We start from the raw sequence: 21,082 nt of genomic DNA on the forward strand, positions 1-21,082 counted from the left end.
ATTTGCCAAAAATTTTGGCAGCAGCAAAAATTGCCGCATAAACGTGCTTGCAACTGCGCGGCTGGCCGCATAGCATCCGCGCCGATGGTTTCTTCCGCACGACAACGCGGGAGATGAAAAGGGAACACGGTGAGGCGTACCCAAAAGGGACCGAGACCGTGGCTGCCCCCGCAACTGTAAGCGGTGAGCGATGCCTGACATGCCACTGACCGGAAGGTCGGGAAGGCAAGGCGAAGCTGAGACCCGCGAGCCAGGAGACCTGCCATCTCATCTACAATTCGAACCGGACGGGGTGTGCCGGGAGCGATGCGATGTCCTCTCCCGCATTGTCGCGATGGTGCATTGGCCGCGTTCCCCTAACCTTTGTCCACAAGGCAAGGCACCGGCATGACCACGCCAATACCCGACCACCAGATTATCGTCTGCACCCCGTGCAAGACCGCCGGCGGCCTGCCGCGGCCGGAGCAGCCATGACATATCGGGTATTGACCAATGTTATAACGTTACTATACGACAGCGAAGCGTCCGCGATGACGCGACGACGTTTACCGGTTGGGATTTGACACCATGTGCCTTGCCTGCAGTCACGGATATCCGCCCATGAGCCATGTCGCCCTGCGTGCCGACGAGGTGACGTTCCGCACAGCCGGCCAGACGCTGGTGGATGAGGTATCGCTCGACATCGTGCGCGGCGCGCGTCTTGCCATTATCGGGCCGAATGGCGCCGGGAAATCCACACTTTTGCGCATGCTGGCCGGGCTGTTGCGCCCCTCCTCCGGCAGCATCCATCTCGACGGTACGGCAATAGACCGGCTGCCGCCGAAGGAACGGGCCAGGAGATTTGCCTTTGTCGGCCAGACCGACATGCCGGACCCGCAATTGCTGGTTGACGATTATGTATCCCTTGGCCGCATTCCGCACACCGGCACCCTGACCAAGGCGAAAGACCGGGATATCGTGACGGAAGCCCTGCTCCGCGCCGGCATCGCCGCGTTTTCGCGCCGTCCCATCGGCTCGCTCTCCGGCGGCGAAAGGCAGCGCGTGCAGCTGGCGCGCGCCATCGCCCAGCAGCCTGACATCCTGTTTCTCGACGAACCCACCAATCACCTCGACCCGAAGGCGCGCAGCGAATTGCTGGCGCTCGTCGCCGGTCTCGACGTGACGACCATCGCGGTGCTGCACGACCTGCCGCTGGTGGCGCCGTTTGCCACCCACGTCGCCGTCATGCATGCCGCCCAGCTCGTCGCCGCCGGCACACCCGACGAAACGCTGACGCCGCGCATCGTCAGCGATGTCTTCGATCTCGATGTCCTGCGCCTGCGTCATCCCTCGCAGGATCGCGATCTCATGGTGTTCGAAGCACCCGGACCAACCACAAAACAAACTGCTCAGCTACGGAGAATTTGATGAAAAGAATGCTGCTCGCCCTCGCCTTGTCGGCGCTGTCCGCCCCCGCATGGGCGTTTCCCGTGACGGTCGACAGTTGCGGCAAGCCCGTCACCTTCGAGGCCGCGCCCAAGCGTGCGGTCATCCAGGACATCAACATGAGCGAAATGGCCTTCGCCCTGCACCTGCAATCCTCGATGGTCGGGGTTTCGGGCATTACCGGCTGGTACAAGCTGGACGACGCGTTCAAGAAGCAGCTGGGCGCCATTCCCGAGCTTGCGCCAAAATATCCGACCCTTGAAAATCTCATTGCTGCGGAACCGGATTTCTTCTTCGCTGGCTGGAATTACGGCATGAAGCCGGGCGGTGAGGTCACCCCCGACACGCTGGCGCCGCACGGCATCAAGACGCTTGAACTGACCGAAAGCTGCATCCATCTCGACAAGTCCCGGCCCGCCGCCACCATGGACCTGCTCTATGGCGACATGGAAAAGCTCGGCAAGATTTTCGATAGGGAAGACGAGGCAAATAAACTCGTCAGCGGCTGGAAGACAGAACTTGCGGCGATCAAGACAAAGATCGGCGACAAGAGCGGCACCCGCGTCTTCCTCTACGATTCCGGCGAGGACAAGCCGTTCACAGCGGGCAAGTTCGCCATTCCCACGGCGATGATCAGCGAAGCTGGCGGCACCAATATCATGGCCGATCTCGACACCAGCTGGGGCACCACCTCGTGGGAAACCGTGGCGACGCGCAATCCGGAATTCCTCGTTCTCCTCGATTATCAGGATGATGCGGGTTACCAGAAGCTGCTCGACTTCCTCAAATCGCATCCGGCAATGAAGGAAACCGACGCCGTCAAGAACAACCGCTTCGTCGCCCTGCGCTATGCGGAACTGACGCCCGGACCGGCCAATATCGAGGCCATCGCCAAGATGGCCAAGGCCATGCATCCGGAAGCATTCTGAGTGCATCTGCCTTTCCGTCAGCATCTGACACTCATGACGGGGGTGATGGCCATTCTGGCCCTCGCCCTCGTGTCGATTGCCTATGGGGCAACGGTCATTCCGCTCGGCGATGTCCTGCGCGCCCTCGCCCATGCCACCGGCCTCTCCGATATGGCCGTTGGCGGCCCTGTCGGCAAGATCATCGTCGACCTGCGCCTGCCGAGGGTCATCCTTGCCATCTGCGTGGGCGCGGGGCTTGGCATCATCGGCGCACTGCTGCAGACCGTCACCCGCAACGATCTCGCCGATCCGTTCCTGTTCGGCCTTTCCAATGGTGCGGCGGCGGGAGCAGTCTCGGTGATTACCGTCATCGGCGACCGCTTCGGCATCTGGACGCTGCCGATTGCCGCCTTCAGCGGCGGCATGCTGGCGGCCATCGTCGTGCTGATGCTGGTGCGGCGCGTGCAGGGACAGGGGCCGGAACGGCTGATCCTGGCGGGCCTTGCCGTCTCGTTCCTGTTTGCTGCGCTGACCAATTACATGGTGTTTGCCGGCGACCAGCGCGCCGCGCATTCGGTGATGTTCTGGACGCTCGGCGGCCTCGGTCTTGCCCGCTGGGAGAACCTGCCGCTCGCTCTCACCGGGCTTGCCGCCATCCTGGTCTACGCATTGTACAACCACCGCAATCTCGATGCCCTGCTGGCGGGCGAAAACACGGCGGAAAGCCTTGGCATAAGGGTGACGCGCCTTCGCAACACGGTGTTCATCGTCTGCGCCTTCTCCACCGCGATCTTTGTCTCGGTGGCGGGCGTCATCGGCTTTGTCGGCCTGATGATTCCGCACATTGCCCGGCGTTTTTCCGGGCAGCTGCATGCGGGATTGATCGTCACCTGCGCCGTGCTCGGTGCCCTGCTGATCCTGCTCAGCGACCTCGCGGCCCGTCTGCTGCTGGCGCCGCAGGAATTGCCCATCGGTATCGTTACCAGTTCAATCGGCGCGTTTTTTGTGGTGACGATCCTGTTGAGGAAGCGGCCGGGGTAACTGGTTGTCGGATTGCAGGGAGCATCGTGCGTGGTTCGACAAGCTCACCATGAGGGAGAGTGAGGGTTGCAGCGAGTTATATTCTCGCAATAGGGGTGACTAGTTTTGCAGCTACAATCTCCCTCATGGTGAGCTTGTCGAACCACGCTCAACGGCAATGCAATCAAACTATAACCTGCCCCAGGCCACGAAATCCGGATTGGCGAAATCGGCATCGTCGGCCTGATTGCGGCGGCCATAGGTCAGCGGATTGCCATCCAGCGTCAGGGTTATGCCTCCGGCAGCGCGCAGGACCGCATCGCCCGCCGCCGTATCCCATTCCATGGTCCGGCCGAAACGCGGGTAAATATCGGCCTCACCGCGCGCCAGAAGGCCGAATTTCAGTGACGACCCGACGGACACACAGTCGGCAATACGGAATTTTTCCAGATAGGCATCGGTTTCCGGCGTGCGGTGCGAGCGGCTGGCAACGGCAATGAGATCGTCCGGACTGGTGCGGCAGCCTATGGCTTTGCGTGCGGTGACCGCACCGCCCTCGCCGACAGTAACTTCCTGCGCGCCGGCAGTGCCGCCCGTGAACAGCACACCGCGGACGGGGGCATAGACAACACCGAGAACGGGCGCCGCGTTTTCGATCAGCGCAATGTTGACGGTGAAATCACCGTTGCGGCTGACAAATTCCCGCGTTCCGTCGAGCGGATCGACCAGATAGAAGCGCGCACCGAGATCGCCGGGCACGTGGCCGCCGGAGATTTCCTCCTCCGCCACGACGGGTATGTCAGGCGTCGCCCTGCGCAGAGCCGCCAGGATGATGGCTTCGGCGGCATGATCGGCTTCCGTGACCGGCGACTGGTCATCCTTCAGCGCGAAATCACAGCCCTCGGCGTAAATGCGCAGGATTTCCTGCCCGGCGGCAATGGCCGCTGTTTCCAGGACGGCAAGAAGGCTCGAATGGTCGAGGGTTGTAAGGGTTAGTGTCATCGCCTAAATCGACCACGAGCTTTGATCATAGTTGAAGATGATGCCGTGCTCGACCAGCAGCTTCTCCACCTCCGAGGCAAGTGCCTCCGTCGTGCGGCCGACCGTGTGCAGATGCAGTTCCGGATTCTCCGGCGCTTCATAGGGCGAGTCGACGCCGGTGAAATTCTTGATCTCGCCGCGCAGTGCCTTCGCGTAAAGCCCCTTCGGGTCACGCCGCGCGCATTCCTCGAACGGCGTATCGACGAAGATTTCGAGGAATTCGCCATCGGCCAGAAGCTCGCGCACCATGCGGCGCTCCGAACGGAACGGCGAAATGAACGAGACCAGCACGATCAGCCCCGCATCCACCATCAACTTGGCGACTTCGCCGACGCGGCGGATGTTTTCCACCCGGTCCTCTTCGGTGAAGCCGAGGTCGCGGTTGAGCCCGTGGCGCACATTGTCGCCATCGAGAATATAGGTGTGCTTGCCGAGCGACGACAGGCGTTTTTCAACGAGATTGGCGACCGTCGACTTGCCCGAACCGGACAGGCCGGTGAACCATATCACCGCCGGCTTCTGGTTCTTCTGGTCGGCGCGCGATGCCTTGCTGACATCCAGCGCCTGCCAATGCACGTTCGATGCGCGGCGCAGGCCGAAGTCGATCATGCCGGCGCCGACCGTCGCATTGGTCAGGCGGTCGATCAGGATGAACGACCCGGTCGAGCGGTTCGACTTGTAGGGGTCGAAGGCAATCGGCTCCTGCGTTGAAATATTGACAACGCCGACTTCATTCAGGTCAAGCGATTTGGCCGCTTCCTGCGCGAAGCTGTTGATATCGATTCGGTATTTGAGATCGGTCACCGTGGCTGTCGCCTGATCGGTCTCGGTCCGCAGGATATAGGAACGGCCGGGGATCAGCGCATGTTCGGCAAACCAGACGAGATGCGCGGCAAACTGGTCCGCCACCTCGGGGCGGGCGCTGGGTGCCACCAGCATGTTGCCGCGCGACACCTCGACCTCGTCCTCCAGCACCAGCGTCACCGCCTGCCCTTCGACAGCCCGGTCAAGGTCGCCGTCCAAAGTCACCACACGCTTGACGCGCGAGGACTTGCCGGACTTGGCAACCACCACCTCGTCTCCCGGCGCGACGACACCGGACGCGATGGTGCCGGAGAAGCCGCGGAAGTCGAGATTGGGCCGGTTGACATATTGCACCGGGAACCGGAACGGGCGCTCCTCATCCGCATCGGCAAGCGGCACGTCTTCGAGATGTTCGAGCAGCGCCGGGCCCTTGTACCAGGGCATGTTGGCGGAGGCGGAAATCACATTGTCGCCAAAGCGCGCCGAAAGCGGAATGGGCTGGATCGACTGGAAACCAAGCTTGCTGGCAAAGTCCTGGTAGTCGGCAACGATCCTGTCAAAAATCGCCTGGGAGTAATCGACGAGATCGATCTTGTTGATGGCCAGGACGATGTTGCGGATGCCGAGCAGCGAGGCGATGAAACTGTGGCGGCGTGTCTGCCGCAGGATGCCCTGCCGCGCGTCGACAAGCACGATGGCAAGATCGGCGGTGGAAGCGCCGGTCGCCATGTTGCGGGTATATTGCTCGTGGCCGGGCGTGTCGGCGACGATGAACTTGCGCTTGGGCGTCGAGAAGAAGCGATAGGCGACATCGATGGTGATGCCCTGCTCGCGCTCGGCTTCCAGACCATCGACCAGCAGCGCGAAATCGATGTCCTCGCCATTGGTGCCATGTTTGCGGCTGTCATTCTGCAGGGCGGCCAGCTGGTCCTCGAAGATCAGCTTGGTGTCGTAGAGCAGACGGCCGATCAGCGTCGACTTGCCGTCATCGACCGAACCGCAGGTGAGAAAGCGCAGCAGCGATTTCTTTTCCTGTTCGGCCATGTAGGCGCGGATTTCCTCGGCGGCGGAAGCCTCGATGGGGGCAACGGTGTTCATCAGAAATAGCCCTCGCGCTTCTTCTTCTCCATCGAACCGGCTTCATCCTTGTCGATCATGCGGCCCTGCCGTTCGGAGGTGCGGGCAATCAGCATTTCGCTGACGATTTCCGGCAAGGTCACCGCATCGGATTCAATCGCACCGGTCAAGGGATAGCATCCGAGCGTGCGAAAGCGAACAAGCTTCTCCTGCAGCTTTTCGCCGGGCAGCAGCTGCATGCGCTCGTCATCGCGCATGATCAGCATGCCGTCGCGCTCCACCACCGGCCGCTTGGCGGCGTAATAGAGCGGGACGATCGGGATGTTCTCCTGCAGGATGTACTGCCAGACATCGAGCTCGGTCCAGTTGGAGATCGGGAAAACGCGGATGGATTCGCCCTTGGCGACCCGCGTGTTGTAGATCTTCCACATTTCCGGGCGCTGGTTCTTCGGGTCCCAGGAATGCTGCGCGTTGCGGAAGGAGAAAATGCGCTCCTTGGCCCGCGACTTCTCCTCGTCGCGCCGCGCGCCGCCGAAGGCTGCATCGAAGCCGTATTTGTCGAGCGCCTGCCGCAGGGCGACGGTCTTCATGATATGAGTATGGGTGTTCGATCCATGCACGAAGGGGCTGATGCCCTGGTCGATGCCGTCCTGGTTGCTGTGCAGCAGCAGGTCGAAGCCGAGACGTTTCGCTTCTGAATCACGAAACGCGATCATCTCCTTGAATTTCCACGTGGTATCCACATGCAGGAACGGAAACGGCGGTTTGGCCGGATAAAAGGCCTTCATCGCCAGATGCAGCATCACGGAGGAATCCTTGCCGATCGAATACAGCATCACCGGCTTGGTGAATGTTGCGGCAACCTCGCGGAAAATATGGATCGCTTCGGCTTCAAGACGCTGAAGGTGCGTCAGGCTCTTGGTCATGAAAATCACTGTCCACTGTTTTTCGGCGTCTTACGATGTGCCGATACGTGCGGCAACCATAGTGGAACGCATCGCCGGAAGAAAAGGATGGTTTCACAACCCGGGGCAAATTCGCGCCAATTTATTGCTGCCGGCACAATGAATGAAAGAACTTCATTCCAGCGAAGCGGAATACGGGAGTCCGGCTTTTTTAAAAATGCGGATCCGTGGAAAATTGATCCACCCTGATTTCCGCTGCCCGGCCGTGCCTTCCCTCACGTTTTGCGTCGTTGAAATGCGGCCAAACGTCTATGATATTAGTCTAACAATGCGATTGACCAGGATCAGCAACTCTCATAGATGGACTGGCAATTTAACAATTTTTTTCCGCTGGAATAGTTCATGGATATTTGCACCTTCTGGTATGGCCCGCGCCTTCGGGAGGTGGACCGGGTCTGTCTGGCATCGATGGTGATGACCGGACAGCGGGTGAAACTATACGCGTTCGACGAGATCGCAAACCTTCCCAAGGGCATCGAGATTTGCGATGCGGCGCCGATACTGGACAAAAAATATCTTCGGCGCATCGACCCGGATTTTCCCGATATCGAGAACCCCGGCCACGTCGTATCCCAGTTCAGCGACCTGTTTCGCGTCACGTTGATGAAGAAACAGCAGGGCCTTTGGCTTGATACCGACATCTATCTGATGAAGCAGTTTCATCCGGCGACCGACAAGCCTTACCTCGCCCGGGAAAACCACTTCCGCCTCGGCGTATCGGCGATGTACCTGCCGCCGGACAATCCTGTCATCGGTGAGTTCGACGCCTATATGGAAGGAACGGTCGTCGTTCCGCCATGGCTGGGATTTCGCCGCCGCGTCATGCGCCCGGCATGGTTCCGCATGACCGGACAGAAGGTAACCCCGGCCACCATCGGCATCACCGCCTTCGCCAATGACGGCATTTCACGCATGGCCAAGCGTTACGGTTTCTTCAAGGATGCCGCGCCGAAGGAAAATTTCTACTACTGGACGGCGCGCGATGCCTTGCGCATCTTTGACCCGGCCTTTGGACTGGAACCGCTCGACCATCCGGATTTCATCGGGTTCCACGTTCACAAGAAAGACCCGACCAACCAGCCCCTCGTTCCCGGCAGTTTTTACCACTGGGCTGCCAACCGCGTCGCGGATTATCTGTAGGCGTCCTTAGGCAGCGTTCCGTTCGCACGCAGCCCGCCCATCTCTTGAATGAAACGTTTCATGTTGACAAATCCGTGATCTTCGGGCTCCTATTGAGCTGAGACGCCGTTATTGCGCCCGCGCAATGAAACGTTTCATCGCCATGTTGGAGGACGTGGCAAACCGCTGAACGTCTTTTGTCATTCTGGGAGGAATACAATGAAATTCGCACGTTTTATTGCCGCCAGCCTTCTGGCCGGCACGCTCGCCATGCCTGCAGCCAGCTATGCCGCCGACAAGCCCGTCGTCGGGCTTGTGATGAAATCCCTTGCCAACGAATTCTTCAAGAACATGCTCGAGGGCGCAAAGGCCCACGAGGCCAAGCGCGGCGACTACACGCTGAAAGCCGTCGGCATGCAGTCCGAGACCGATGTCGAGACGCAGATCAATGCCATCGAGAGCTTCATCACCCAAAAGGTCGATGCCATCGTTGTTGCGCCGTCCGATTCCCGCGCGCTCGTTCCGCCGATCAAGCGAGCCGTGGATGCCGGTATCACTGTCGTCAATTTCGACGTGGCGCTCGATGACAAGGCTAAGCAGGAGGCAGGCCTGAAACTCGCCTTTGTCGGCCCTGATAACCGCGAAGGCGCCAAGTTGGCCGGCGATGCGCTGGCCAAGAAGCTCGGTGCAGGCGCCAAGGTCGTCATCATCGAAGGCAATCCGGGCGCCGACAATGCGGCCCAGCGCAAGCTCGGCTTCATGGACTCCGTCACGGCGGGCAAGCTCGACCTGCTCGACTCGCGCACCGCCCACTGGGAAACCGAAGAAGCCAACACCGTATTCTCCAACATGCTGACCGCCCATCCGGATATCCAGGGCGTGATGGCGGCCAATGACTCCATGGTCCTCGGCGTCGTCAAGGCCATCGAGGCGGCGGGCAAAACAGGCAAGATCGAAGTCGTCGGCTTTGACAACATCCCGGCTGTCCAGCCGCTGCTGAAGGAAAAGAAGCTGCTTGCCACGGTCGACCAGTTCGGCCAGCAGATGGCCGCCAACGCCATCGACAAGGCGCTTGGTGTCGTGGCCGGCGGCAAGCCGCTTGAAGGCTGGGTCAAGACCGACATCAAGCTCGTGACATCGGACGACGTGAAGTAACACGGGGTAAACCGCGGCTGTGTCTGGTTCGGCACAGCCGCCAACCGGGTCGATGATCATGGAAAACACTGACATGGCAGGCGCAGCCGCTCCGGCACCGGCCGGTGCTGGTGCCGAGCCGGTGCTCGAACTCTCCGGCGTCAAGAAGCGCTTCGGCGGCGTTGTCGCCCTCAACGGCGTCAGCTTTTCGCTGCGCCCCAGCGAGGTGCATGCGCTGGTCGGTGAAAATGGCGCGGGCAAGTCGACGCTGATCAAGATCCTGTGCGGGATCATCCAGCGGGATGCCGGGGAAATCACACTCGACGGCGGGACCTATGATCCGCACACGCCGGGCGATGCGAAGAAGGCCGGCATTCAGGTGGTCCACCAGGAATTCAACCTGCTGCCCTACCTCTCCGTTGCCGAAAACATCTGCTTTGAAGACATGCCGCGCAAGGCGTTCGGCATGGTTGATTATCCCACGCTCTATGCAAAAGCCCGCAAGGCGCTCGATGCCATCGGGCTGGGGGATGTCGATGTGCGCCGCCCTGTGGAATCCCTCGGCGTGGCGCACCGCCAGCTGGTGGAAATCGCCCGCGCGCTGATGGGCGAAAGCCGCATTCTCATTCTCGACGAGCCGACCGCAACCCTGACCGCGCGTGAGACCGAACGGCTGTTCCAGATCATCGCCGCCCTGAAGGCCAAGGGTGTCGCTGTCGTGTTTGTCTCACACCACCTCAACGAGGTTTTCTCCATCTGTGATCGGGTCACGGTCCTGCGCAACGGCGAATCCGTCATGACGGCGGATATTGCGGCAACGACGACCGATCAGTTGGTTACCAACATGGTCGGGCGCCAGCTTGCCGCAGCCATGGCCGCCGCGCGCGATCTCGACACGAGCGGCCGCACCGCACTTTCCCTGCGCAACCTGCGCCATCCCGCCTCCCCGCACGCGGAAGGCGTTTCGTTCGATCTGCATTACGGTGAAATCCTCGGCATCGCCGGACTGGTCGGCTCCGGCCGCACCGAACTGCTGCGCTCGATTTTCGCCGCCGACCTGCCGCTGTCCGGCACGATTGAACGCGACGGCCAGCCGCGCCACTACCGCAATCCCAAGCAGGCCATTCGTGACGGCATCGGCTTCGTCACGGAAGATCGCAAGGAGGAAGGCCTGATCCTCGGCATGGCAATTGCGGCCAATGTCACGCTGGCGAGCCTGCGCAAGGTTTCGCGGCTCGGCCTTCTCGACAAACGCGAGGAAACCCGGCTGACGCGCGCGCTCGGCGGCGAGATCAAGCTGAAATACGGTGACACTGCCGATGCGGTCTCCACGCTGTCGGGCGGGAACCAGCAAAAGGTCGTCCTGGCCAAATGGCTGGCGAACAACCCGAAAATCCTGCTGCTCGACGAGCCGACCCGCGGCGTCGATGTGGGCGCCAAGGCCGAAATCTATGCGCTGCTGCGCGGCCTTTCGGAAAAGGGGCTGGCGCTGCTCATCGTCTCGTCGGAACTGCCCGAGCTCATCACCCTCAGCGACCGCATCCTCGTCATGTCGAAACACCGGATTGCCGGTGAAGTGGTACGCGCGGACTTTTCCGAAGAGCGCATTTTGAACTTTGCCTACAAGGACGAACGCAACCATGGACACCACTGATTTGACCACGGCACAGGCGGGCAGTAAAACCATCGCCACCACGACCAAGACCGTGCTGCGCGAAGCGGGCATCGGCATCGCGCTCATCGCGCTGATCATCGTGTTTTCCTTCACGCCGCACTTCCTGTCCTCCAGCAATGTCACCAATATCCTGACGCAGGTGACGATCAATCTGGTGCTTTCCATCGGCATGACCTTCGTCATCCTCATCGGCGGCATCGATCTTTCGGTGGGCTCCGTCCTGTCCTTCTGCGCCGTCGTGGCTGGTACGGTGATGACGCTGCCGGGGCTCGATCCCGCCGTGGCCGTGTTCCTCGCCACCATCAGCGCCATCGTGGCCGGGATCGGGTTCGGCCTCCTCAACGGCCTGATCAGCGCCTGGTGGGCAATCCCCTCCTTCATCGTCACGCTGGGCACGCTCAACATTGCCCGCGGCGCGGCACTGCAGGTGACCAATGCATCGACCATCTATTCCTTCCCAGCCGCCTTCAACGCCTTCGGCTCGCAGACGTTCTACGGCATTCCGCTGCTGTTCCTGATCGCACTGGTGCTGGTGGCAATCGGCTGGTTCGTGCTGACCAAGACCGTGTTCGGCCGCGTGCTCTACGGCATCGGCAACAATGAGGAAGCGGCCCGTCTCGCCGGCCACAACGTGTTCTTCTACAAGGTGGCTGCATTCACCATCTGCGGCGTTCTCGTCGGCATCGGCGCCATCATCTACATGGCCCGCCTGAACATCGCCAGCCCGATCATCGGCATCGGCTTCGAGCTCAATGCCATTGCCGCTGTCATCATCGGCGGCACCAGCCTGAGCGGCGGACGCGGCAGCATTGTCGGCACCCTGCTCGGCGCCTGCATCATCGGCGTGCTCGCCAACGGCCTCATCCTGCTCGGTCTCAGCGATTTCATGCGCCAGATGATCACCGGATTTGTGATTATCCTTGCAGTAATCCTTGACAAATATCGTGAAAGATTGACGAAAGCATAAGGGGAAAACAGAGTTGTCCGCATTGGTCGGCACCCGCAACAGGTCAGGCATGGGAAGATGGTCAACATCAAGGATGTAGCAGCACGGGCCAATGTTTCCGTCGGCACTGTTTCACGCGTTCTGGCGAAGAACGAGACCGTCGGCAAGGAACTGCGCGAACTGGTGGAAGCCACCATTCGCGAACTGAATTTCCGGCCGAACGGCGTCGCGCGCGGTCTGCGCCGCAGCCGCACGGACATGATCGGCCTCGTCATTCCCGATATCACCAACCCGTTCTTTGCCGAACTGGCAAAACATGTGGAGGCGATTGCCTCGCAGGCCGGTTTCTCGGTGCTGCTGTCGATCACCAATGACGATCCGAAGATCGAACTGGCGCAGATCGACAGCCTGCTCAAAAGCTATCCCACCGGCCTCATCGTCGTGCCGACGCAGTTCGGTGCCTCAAAGGGCTGGAGCAGCGACGTGGCGACGGTTGCCGTCGACCGGCGCTTTACCGGATTGCCGCTCATTTCCGTCAATCACTACCGGGGAGCAGCGCTTGCCGCTGCGCATCTCGTGGCGCTCGGCCATGAGCGTATTGCCTATATCGCCGGTTCCGCCGATGCGCCGGTTTCGCGCGAACGGCGCGCCGGTTTCCTCAACATGCTTGGCACGGCAGGCGTGCGCTGCGAGGCGGTCGAGGGCCATTTCGACTATGCGTCGGGCGAAACGCTCGGGCGCTTCCTGCTCGACCGTCCGCCGCATGAGCGCCCGACCGCCATTGCCACGGCCAGCGACCAGCAGGCCATCGGCCTTCTGCGCGCCGCCAGCGATCTCGACCTCAAGGTGCCGGACGACGTGTCGATCATCGGGTTCGACGATATTCCGCTGGCCAATCTGGTGACGCCGCGCCTGACCACCATCAGCCAGCCCGTCGAGCAGATCGCCGCGCGGGCGTTTGCCGCCATCACGGGTGCCGACAATGTGCCTCTGCAGGATGACTATCTCGAGGCAACGCTGGTGGTGCGGGGTTCGACGGCTGCACCGCGCCGGGACGTCTGAAGGCGTTGGGTGGTGCGTGGTTCGACAAGCTCACCATGAGGGAAGTGGTCTGGTACAAGGTTAATCACAAACGCTGCAGAACATAGTTTCCTGCAGCTCGTTCCATCCCTCATGGTGAGCTTGTCGAACCACGCATCACGCTTAGTGCAACGGCAACGGCAACGGCAACAAAAGATTTCAGGCGGCGTCCGGCGCAATCACGCCCTTGGTCAGGATGAAGCAGCCGTAAAAACGCCGCTCGCCGGTGGCGATGACGCAATAGGCATTCTTGGCGTGCTCGTAGAAGGCCATGCGGTCGATCGAGACCATCGGCCAGTGCTTGCCCTCGGCGGCATCGATTTCCGCCTGCAGTTCCTTCTGCACGTCCGGAATCTCATCGGGGCTGCCGACGATTTCCATGCGCGCGGCGGCGTCGTCGATGAAGGTATCGAGCGGCATGACCGAAAGAATGGCCCTGGCGGCGCGCGGCGCGCTCACATTATCGATCCGCAGCAACCGGCCGAGACGGGTCTGCCGGGCGATGGAATCGCCGGGGAAATTCGTATCGCAAATGACCAGGCGATCGCCGTGCCCCATGGACTTCAGCGCATAGAGGACATCGGCATTCAGCAGCGGATCGAGATTTTTCAGCACGGTTGTTTCCTCATTCTAGCGGGTATTGGCCTTAAGCCTTGTTGGCAGCGACGAAGGCCTCGAACTCCGCCGTCGTCGCATAGGATTTCTGCGTGCCCGGACGCGTGATGGAATCCGCCGCATAGAGCGCCGCCTTCTTCAGCGAGGCTTCCAGCTCCTTGGTCTCGACGTAGAAGCGGGCAAAGCTGCCGATGAAAGCATCGCCGGCACCGGTCGTGTCCTTCGGCTTGACCTTGACCGGTTCGATCATGGTCGACTTGTCGGCGGTGATCAGCCGCGCGCCGCGCGAGCCGAGCGTGACGATGACAGTGCGGATACCCCGGGTGATCAGCGCATGGGCCGCCTGTTCGATCTGTTCGTCGGTGTCGGTGGGCATGCCGGTCAAAAGCGCCAGCTCGCTCTCGTTCGGCACCACGAAGGTGACTTTGGCAACCTTCGCGGCATCCAGATCGGGCGCAGCGGGGGCGGGATTGAGGATGGTCTCGATACCGTGTTTCTCGGCGAAGGCAGCGGTGTAGTAGACCGTCTCCAGCGGCACTTCCAGCTGCATCAGGATCAGGTCGCATTGCTTCAGATCTTCGGCGGCCGCGTCGATATCGGCGGGCTTGAGATCATTGTTCGCGCCCTTGATGATCAGGATCGAATTCTCGCCTGTTTCGTCGACGAAAATCGGTGCGACGCCGCTCGACTGCCCGGCCACCATGCCGACATGGCTGATATCGATGCCGTTGTTCCGCAGATTGTCGATGGTGCTCTGGCCGAACACGTCATCGCCCACCTTGGTGACCATCATCACGTCGGCATCAAGCCGGGCGGCGGCCACGGCCTGATTGGCACCCTTGCCGCCGAACCCCATGGCGAATGCCGGTGCTTCCAGGGTTTCGCCGGGCGCCGGCATGCGGATGATCGACGTGACGAGATCGGTCATGTTGCTGCCAACGACTGCAATGCGACGAGCCATATTATGTTCCTTGCCTTATCCGTAGTGTTTGAAATTGCTCTATATCAATGACTTCACGAAAGAAACATGCCCCTACCTGTCGCTGTTCCTGAAAGCGTTGAGCGCGATGACCAGCAGCAGGAAACCACCCCAGATGAAGTCGATCAGGTGGTTGGAAAAACGCAGGATCTGGAAGCCGGAGGACAGCAGCATCAGCGCGATCAGGGCAATCGAAACCCCGAGCACCCTGCCCTTGCCGCCCGCCGGATTGGTACCGCCGAGCACGGCAATCAGGATGGCCTGCAGGAGATAGGATGCGCCGTAATCCGACTTGGCCGCATTGGTCCGGCCCGACAGGATGATCCCGGCAATGGCCGCGAGCAGCCCCGTCATCATGTAGGAGTAGAAAATCATCCGGTCCTTGCGCAGACCGGCAAAGATGGCGGCGCGCGGATTGGTGCCGATCAGCATCAGGTTGACGCCGAGCGTGGTGCGCGTCAGCAGGACAGCGACGGCACCCGCAACGATGACGAATAGGATGAACGGCGTGGCAATGCCCAGAATCTTGCCATTGCCGATAAAGTTCCAGGCATCCGGGAAGCCGACAATCGCCGGGCCGCCGGTGAGGACCACGGCAAGACCGGTAAAGATCTGTCCGGTACCCAGCGTCGCCAGGATCGGCGTGATGCGCAATTTGGAGATGAGGAAGCCGTTGAGCACCCCGGCGAGAAGGCCGATGGCGAGCGCCATCAGGACGCCGATGCCGGTGTACAGCAGCACCATGCCGGTGGACTGGCTGGTTCCGACAATCACCGAATGGAAGAACACACCAGCGAGGATGCCGGCGAGATTGGCAATGCCCACCACGGAGAGGTCGATGCCGCCGGTCAGCATGGCGATCATCATGGCAATGGCGAGGATGCCCAGTTCCGGCATGATGTAGGTGATGGATTCAAAGTTGTAGTAGCGCAGGAACTTGTCCGGGTTGAGATAGGACATCAGCGCGAAGACGAGCACGGTGATGACGAGCAGTTGCAGGATGTTGCGATCCTGTCCGAAAATGCGCTTGGCGAATGAGCTGTTTTGCATGATGACGTTCCCTGCTCTCACACCAGTTTCTTGCGGTCGCGCCAGGCGGTCAGCGCTGTCGCAACGATAATGATCAGGCCGACGACGACACGCTGCCACGTGGTGTCGACCTTCATGATGATCAGGCTGTTCTTGACCATGACAAGCATGAACACCCCGAGCAGCGTGCCCGTGACGCTGCCGCGTCCGCCGAAGATCGAGGCGCCGCCGAGCACGACGGCGGCGATGACATCGAGTTCGAGCCCGGCAAAGTCACGCGGATTGGCGAGCCAGATCATCGAGCCGTGCAGGAGACCGGCAAAACCGGCCAGCGCCCCGGCAAAGCAATAGACGAAGAACAGCGTGCGGCGGGTGTTGAAGCCGACACGGCTCGCCGCTTCCGGCGCGCCGCCCAACGCAAAAATGCTGCGCCCCGCCATGGTGTAGCGCAGGAAAAGGTGGGTGACGAGGGCAAGGCCGAGATAGATCAGGATCATCGCCGTCAGGCCGAAATTGGTGCCGGTGGCCGAGGTCAGGCTGACCAGATCGGTCTTGGCGAACGCGATCAGCTGCTGGGGCATCTTGTCGATGTTGATGACGCTGGTGCCGACAAGGCCAAGCAGCAATCCGCGCACCACGCTGCCGGTGCCCAGCGTGACGATCAGCGGGATCATCCGGAACGTGTGGATGAAAAACGCATTGAACGCGCCGAGAAACAGGCCGATCAGCGTTGCCGCGACGAAGGGCAGAAACACGCCCTCATAGCCCATATAGATCATCAGCTTGATGGTCAGGTACATGGCCGCGGCGGCAAAGGCGGTGAACGACACGTCGATGCCGCCCGAGATCATCACCACGAGAACGCCGAGCGCCATGATGCCGATGATGACATTGCTGCGCAGAAGCCCGAACAGGTTGTCCAGCGACCAGAAGGCCGGGTTGATCAGTCCAATGATGATCATGGCGGCAAAGAGGATGCACGCGATGATGAATTCCGATCGGCGAAACAGAGTCATTTCAAGGCCTTCAGGCGGTCGTTTAGAGTGTCTTCATCCAAAGCATCAGGTCCGACTTCATCGACGAAACGGCCGCGGTGCATGATGATGACGCGGTTGCAGTTCTGCACAAGCTCGGGCACATCGTCGGATATCATCAAAACGGCAAGGCCATCCTGGGTGGCGAGATCGCGGATCTTGCGATGGATCTGCGCCTTGGAACCGACATCGACGCCAACGGTCGGGCCGTTGAGGATGAGCACCCGCGCCCCGGTCAACAGCCAGCGCGCCAGAACGACGCGCTGCTGATTGCCGCCGGAGAGATGGTTGACGGGCGTATAGGGTCCGGGCGCGGCAATCTGCATGGCACCGAACATCGCGGTGGTGGCCTTCGCCGTCTTCTTGCGGTCGATGAACAGGCCCCGGACGAAATTGTCGAGCGATGTCGCCAGCATGTTGCGCTCGATCGACTGGGTCAGGAACAGGCCTTCCGTCAGCCGGTCTTCCGGCACATAGGCCAGGCCGCTGGCAATGGCTTCCTGCACGGTCTTCGGATGCACGCTGGTGCCGTCGATCTTGACGGTTCCGGTGAATTTGGGATGCATGCCGAACAGCGCCAGGGCCAGCTCCGTGCGGCCGGAGCCGATGAGGCCGGACAGGCCGACAATCTCGCCCGCATGCAATGTCAGGTTGATGTCATCGAGGCTGCCGGCAATGCTGAGATTGCGCACGTCGAGACGCGGCAGCGTATCGCCCTTTGTCGGCTGCCAGCGATAGACCTGATCGGTCAGGTCATGACCGGTCATGGCGCGGGTGATCGCAGGCTCATCGAAATCGCTGATCGGGCCTTCGGCGGCCTTCTTGCCGTTGCGCAGGACCGTCAGCCGTTCGCTGATCTCCAGCATTTCGCGCATCTTGTGACTGACGAACAGCACGGCGATACCCTGCGCCTGGATATCGCGCACAATGCGGAACAGCGCATCGACCTCATGCCGGGTCAGCGCCGTCGTCGGCTCATCCATGATGATCAGACGCGCATCGGCCATGACCGCACGGGCGATCGCCACGATCTGCTTGCCGGATGTCGGCAGCGTCTCGACATCGGCGTCGAGGTCCATCGTCACGCCGAGCCGGGCAAGCGCCTTTTCGGCGAGTTCGCGCACACGGCGCCAGTTGACGGTGCGCTTGCCTTCGAGAAGCAGCGTGTTCAGCGCCAGATTTTCTGCGACGGTCAGATTTCCGAACAGGGAAAAATCCTGATAGATGACCTGAATGCCATGCTGCACCGACTGGGCAGGCGTCATGCCGGAGACCGGCTTGCCATCGATCAGGATTTCACCATCGGTCGGCTGGTAAACACCGGCCATGATCTTGATGATCGTCGATTTGCCGGAACCGTTCTCTCCGGCGAGACAGTGGATTTCACCCGGCTTGATCGAGAGCGAGACAGCATCCAGCGCCACAAGGCCGCCAAAGCGCTTGCCGATATTTTTCAGTTCCAGAAGGTGTTCGCTCATGCTTTCTCCGGTGCCGACACAGTGTTGAGGCGGCGGAGTCCATAGGGACGCCCGCCGCCATCAAACAATAGCGATCAGAAGTTGTAATCGCCCATATTGGCCGAGGTTACGCCAACCCAGCCTGCACCATAGAGCAGGTTTGGCTTGGATGCATCGGGAACGAGCAGGCTGTTGTAGCCGGGCAGGCCCAGATCAAGACCGGCCTTGATCTCGCCGTTCTTCTTTTCCAGCGCCATGACGGCCAGTTCGTTCATGGCGTAACCGGCAACGGCCGGATCCCAGAACTGGATGTACTGGATGTCGCCATTCTTGAGGTATTGGCCCGCAACGGAAACCAGACCGGTACCGGCAAAGAAGACCTTGCCCTTCAGACCGCCTTCGGCGATCAGACGGCCAGCGCCGGCGGAGGTCGGCATCGGCGCACCCAGGATGCCCTTGACATCCGGATAGGTGGTCATGGCTTCCTTCAGCTTGGTATAATCCTGGTTGGCATCGTCATAGGTTTCCAGACGCTCCGTTGCCAGGGACATGTCCGGGAAATTCTTCTTCTGGTATTCGATGGCACCATCGATCCAGTCCATCTGCGACTTCGAGGTCAGGCTGCCGACGGTGGCGAGATACTTGCCCTTGCCGCCCATATCCTTGGCCAGAACTTCCATCAGCTTCGCGCCGTAGGCCTTGTTGTCGAAGGCTTCGAGCTCATAATCGACATTGACGATGTTGGAGGCTTCGTGCGCGATGACGACGATACCGCGATCGCGCGCCTTCTTCAGAACCGGCTCGACCGCTTCCACCGAGAACGGCACGATGCAGATGGCATCGACGCCCTGCGCGATCAGATTTTCAACGATCTGCACCTGCGCGGCGGCATCGGCCTGGCTCGGGCCGACCATCCACGCGTCTGCGCCGGTTTCCGCCTTGAACTGTGCAACGCCGGTGCGCATGCGGTCGAACCAGGCGATGCCGTCGACCTTGACGACCGTGGCAATCGAATAGGTCTTGCCGCTGGCGGAGGTGACGTATTCCTTCTTCACCTTGGATGTATCGACGGCGCTGTCGGCCATGGCCGGTGCGGCCAGTGCCGCAACGATGGCGAGTGATGCGAGCAGTTTCTTCACAGGTTTATCCTCCCTTGGTTTTGTCTTGTATTTTCCCGGCTGTGCGCGAAGCGCCCACCCTGAAATCCTTCTCATGTCGCGGAAAATGCCTTGGCCTGACGATGCACATCAAAACCGGTCCGCCCTCGATGGGTGCCGCGGTACGATGCCAAAAACTGTCAGATCAATTTGCGCCCGAGATTCTCCCAAACCGGCGCAAATGTGCCTCTCCCTGCGATTCATGCCTTCATGAAACGTTTCATTCAACATTTCGGATCATGCGGGACTTGTCAATACGACTCGGCCGAGATTGAACAAATGTTTATCGGGATATTGAATTGTCACGAATTTTTGCGCGACCGCAGCAGGAAATCCGCTTTCCCCGCATTGAATATGGATTGGCGCATTGATTGGCAGCGACACCTCTTGATATGAGTGAGGTTTAGGAATGGGGTTTCACACAATGGTCAAGGGCAAGGTCCTCGTCACGGGCGCTTCCGGCTTCATCGGACAGGAGCTTGTGCCGCACCTCATGGCCGCCGGTTATCAGGTGACCGGCGCTTCGCGCTCATCGACGAGCCCGGCGACCCTCCCGATTGAAACGATTCCTCTGCCCTCGCCCGCTGCCCCAGACGAAGATTTCGCGCGGCTGCTCGCCGGGTTCGATCATGTGGTGCATCTGGCCGCCATCGCCCACACGCGGCTGCCGGAGGCGGCACAGCTCTACCACGATGTGAACTGTGTCCTCGCCGCCAAACTCGCCAGGGCTGCGGATCAGGCGATCAGCGGCAAACTGGTGTTCCTTTCGTCAATCCGGGCGCAATCGGGGGCCACGCAGGAGGGTCTCGTCACCGAGTTGTCGCCGCCCCGGCCAAGCGATGATTACGGCCGGGCAAAACTTGCCGCCGAGGCGGAAATCGCCGCGGCCATGCCGAGGCGCAACTTTACCATCCTGCGTCCCGTCCTTGTCTACGGGCCCGGCGTGAAGGGCAACATGGCGGCGCTGATCAGGCTCGCGGCCCGCAAGATACCCCTGCCGCTGCAGTCACTGACGGGACAACGCTCGGTGCTTGACCGCTCGGCGCTGTGCCGCGCCATCCTGCACAGCCTGTGCAGCACGAACACGGACGGGGGCATCTATATCGTCGCGGACAAGAGGCCCATGACAGCAGCGGCAATCGTCACGGCGATCCGGCATGGCCTGGGCCGGGATGCCGGACTGGTCGGCATTCCCGCCGGACTCCTGCATCTCGCCGCTGCCGTGACCGGCCAGCAGCAGCGCTGGCAAACACTCAACGGCAATCTCGTGGCAAGCGCCGCCCTGCTGGAATCAACCGGCTGGGAACCGACTGTTGATTCCGGCTTGCGGATCGCGCAGTCGGTTTTGCCTGCGAGCCGTGCAGCCGCACGCGATTGATTCCGGTTATATGAATATATTCAATGACTTGGATATTGCTGTGACATGGCTGGGGCGCCTGGATTCGAACCAGGGAATGGCGGTACCAAAAACCGCTGCCTTACCACTTGGCTACGCCCCAAAATGCCGATGCGGGTGCATTGCACCGCAGGACAGCGCGGCCTTATAACCTCTGGTTCCAGCTTGCGCAACGTGAATGATTGCCCAGTTTGTCGCTCTTTCACAATTGTTTCGGCATT

At 60.8% G+C, this 21,082-nt stretch carries 19 protein-coding genes, 1 tRNA gene and 1 riboswitch; of the genes, 10 read left to right on the forward strand and 10 right to left on the reverse strand.

Features of this window, described 5'->3' with window-relative positions:
• Window positions 1-68: 68 nt before the first annotated feature.
• A riboswitch (cobalamin riboswitch) is annotated at window positions 69-281 on the forward strand.
• A gap of 319 nt (window positions 282-600) precedes the next feature.
• From J1W56_RS01820 to J1W56_RS01830, 3 genes are read left to right on the forward strand one after another with little or no spacing between them, the layout of a single operon-like run.
• Window positions 601-1,407: an ABC transporter ATP-binding protein gene (locus J1W56_RS01820; RefSeq protein WP_223611469.1), complete on the forward strand. Its 807-nt coding sequence runs from the start codon at window positions 601-603 to the stop codon at window positions 1,405-1,407.
• On the forward strand, window positions 1,407-2,354 hold the full coding sequence (locus J1W56_RS01825) for an ABC transporter substrate-binding protein (protein WP_223611470.1): 948 nt from the start codon (window positions 1,407-1,409) through the stop codon (window positions 2,352-2,354). The genes J1W56_RS01820 and J1W56_RS01825 overlap by 1 nt, the downstream gene beginning before the upstream one ends.
• A 33-nt stretch (window positions 2,355-2,387) precedes the next feature.
• Entirely contained in the window at window positions 2,388-3,374 is a 987-nt protein-coding gene (locus tag J1W56_RS01830) for a FecCD family ABC transporter permease (RefSeq protein ID WP_223612376.1), read from the forward strand.
• Between the two features lie 168 nt (window positions 3,375-3,542).
• Here the strand turns inward: J1W56_RS01830 and cysQ are convergent, their stop codons facing one another.
• From cysQ to cysD, 3 genes are read right to left on the reverse strand one after another with little or no spacing between them, the layout of a single operon-like run.
• The gene (cysQ, locus tag J1W56_RS01835) at window positions 3,543-4,355 is read right to left on the reverse strand and encodes a 3'(2'),5'-bisphosphate nucleotidase CysQ (protein ID WP_223611471.1); all 813 of its coding nucleotides are present in this window, start codon (window positions 4,353-4,355) and stop codon (window positions 3,543-3,545) included.
• A gap of 3 nt (window positions 4,356-4,358) precedes the next feature.
• Window positions 4,359-6,296: a bifunctional sulfate adenylyltransferase/adenylyl-sulfate kinase NodQ gene (locus J1W56_RS01840; protein WP_223611472.1), complete on the reverse strand. Its 1,938-nt coding sequence runs from the start codon at window positions 6,294-6,296 to the stop codon at window positions 4,359-4,361.
• Window positions 6,296-7,201 (reverse strand): sulfate adenylyltransferase subunit CysD, encoded by a 906-nt coding sequence (gene cysD / locus J1W56_RS01845; RefSeq protein ID WP_223611473.1) that lies wholly within the window; start codon window positions 7,199-7,201, stop codon window positions 6,296-6,298. The genes J1W56_RS01840 and cysD overlap by 1 nt, the downstream gene beginning before the upstream one ends.
• On the opposite strand from cysD, the gene J1W56_RS01850 reads away from it, so the two are divergent.
• From J1W56_RS01850 to J1W56_RS01875, 6 genes are all read left to right on the forward strand, one after another.
• A complete protein-coding gene (locus J1W56_RS01850) occupies window positions 7,200-7,343 on the forward strand; it encodes a hypothetical protein (protein WP_223611474.1) in 144 nt (47 codons plus the stop codon). The genes cysD and J1W56_RS01850 overlap by 2 nt on opposite strands.
• Window positions 7,344-7,582: 239 nt before the next feature.
• Window positions 7,583-8,380 carry a capsular polysaccharide synthesis protein gene (locus tag J1W56_RS01855; RefSeq protein WP_223611475.1) on the forward strand — a complete coding sequence of 266 codons (798 nt, stop codon included), beginning with the start codon at window positions 7,583-7,585 and terminating at the stop codon, window positions 8,378-8,380.
• A 198-nt stretch (window positions 8,381-8,578) separates the two neighbouring features.
• A complete protein-coding gene (locus tag J1W56_RS01860) occupies window positions 8,579-9,514 on the forward strand; it encodes a sugar ABC transporter substrate-binding protein (RefSeq protein ID WP_223611476.1) in 936 nt (311 codons plus the stop codon).
• A gap of 73 nt (window positions 9,515-9,587) precedes the next feature.
• Window positions 9,588-11,147, forward strand: a complete 1,560-nt coding sequence (locus J1W56_RS01865; RefSeq protein ID WP_223611477.1) for a sugar ABC transporter ATP-binding protein — start codon at window positions 9,588-9,590, stop codon at window positions 11,145-11,147.
• Window positions 11,134-12,135, forward strand: a complete 1,002-nt coding sequence (locus J1W56_RS01870; protein ID WP_105737123.1) for an ABC transporter permease — start codon at window positions 11,134-11,136, stop codon at window positions 12,133-12,135. The genes J1W56_RS01865 and J1W56_RS01870 overlap by 14 nt, the downstream gene beginning before the upstream one ends.
• A 57-nt stretch (window positions 12,136-12,192) precedes the next feature.
• The gene (locus tag J1W56_RS01875; RefSeq protein WP_223611478.1) at window positions 12,193-13,176 is read left to right on the forward strand and encodes a LacI family DNA-binding transcriptional regulator; all 984 of its coding nucleotides are present in this window, start codon (window positions 12,193-12,195) and stop codon (window positions 13,174-13,176) included.
• 177 nt (window positions 13,177-13,353) lie between these two features.
• Here J1W56_RS01875 and J1W56_RS01880 read toward each other — a convergent pair whose 3' ends face one another.
• The 6 genes from J1W56_RS01880 to J1W56_RS01905 all read right to left on the reverse strand — a co-directional run bounded on the left by J1W56_RS01880 (window position 13,354) and on the right by J1W56_RS01905 (window position 19,447).
• Entirely contained in the window at window positions 13,354-13,809 is a 456-nt protein-coding gene (locus tag J1W56_RS01880) for an RbsD/FucU family protein (RefSeq protein WP_223611479.1), read from the reverse strand.
• A gap of 31 nt (window positions 13,810-13,840) precedes the next feature.
• Window positions 13,841-14,770, reverse strand: coding sequence for a ribokinase (rbsK, locus tag J1W56_RS01885; RefSeq protein WP_223611480.1), 930 nt, complete (start codon window positions 14,768-14,770; stop codon window positions 13,841-13,843).
• A 72-nt stretch (window positions 14,771-14,842) separates the two neighbouring features.
• Window positions 14,843-15,838, reverse strand: coding sequence for an ABC transporter permease (locus J1W56_RS01890; RefSeq protein WP_130268883.1), 996 nt, complete (start codon window positions 15,836-15,838; stop codon window positions 14,843-14,845).
• Between the two features lie 17 nt (window positions 15,839-15,855).
• Window positions 15,856-16,833 (reverse strand): ABC transporter permease, encoded by a 978-nt coding sequence (locus J1W56_RS01895; RefSeq protein WP_223611481.1) that lies wholly within the window; start codon window positions 16,831-16,833, stop codon window positions 15,856-15,858.
• Window positions 16,830-18,329, reverse strand: coding sequence for a sugar ABC transporter ATP-binding protein (locus J1W56_RS01900; RefSeq protein ID WP_223611482.1), 1,500 nt, complete (start codon window positions 18,327-18,329; stop codon window positions 16,830-16,832). Before J1W56_RS01900 ends, J1W56_RS01895 begins: the two co-directional genes overlap by 4 nt.
• Before the next feature lie 74 nt (window positions 18,330-18,403).
• Window positions 18,404-19,447 carry an autoinducer 2 ABC transporter substrate-binding protein gene (locus J1W56_RS01905; RefSeq protein ID WP_223611483.1) on the reverse strand — a complete coding sequence of 348 codons (1,044 nt, stop codon included), beginning with the start codon at window positions 19,445-19,447 and terminating at the stop codon, window positions 18,404-18,406.
• Between the two features lie 427 nt (window positions 19,448-19,874).
• On the opposite strand from J1W56_RS01905, the gene J1W56_RS01910 reads away from it, so the two are divergent.
• Window positions 19,875-20,843, forward strand: coding sequence for an NAD-dependent epimerase/dehydratase family protein (locus J1W56_RS01910; protein WP_223611484.1), 969 nt, complete (start codon window positions 19,875-19,877; stop codon window positions 20,841-20,843).
• Window positions 20,844-20,889: 46 nt separating this feature from the next.
• Here J1W56_RS01910 and J1W56_RS01915 read toward each other — a convergent pair.
• Window positions 20,890-20,964: transfer RNA gene (locus J1W56_RS01915), tRNA-Gln, on the reverse strand.
• Between the last annotated feature and the right edge of the window lie 118 nt (window positions 20,965-21,082).

It is taken from the genome of Phyllobacterium calauticae, from assembly GCF_019991125.1.
In the GTDB taxonomy this organism is placed as follows: Bacteria; Pseudomonadota; Alphaproteobacteria; order Rhizobiales; family Rhizobiaceae; genus Phyllobacterium; species Phyllobacterium calauticae.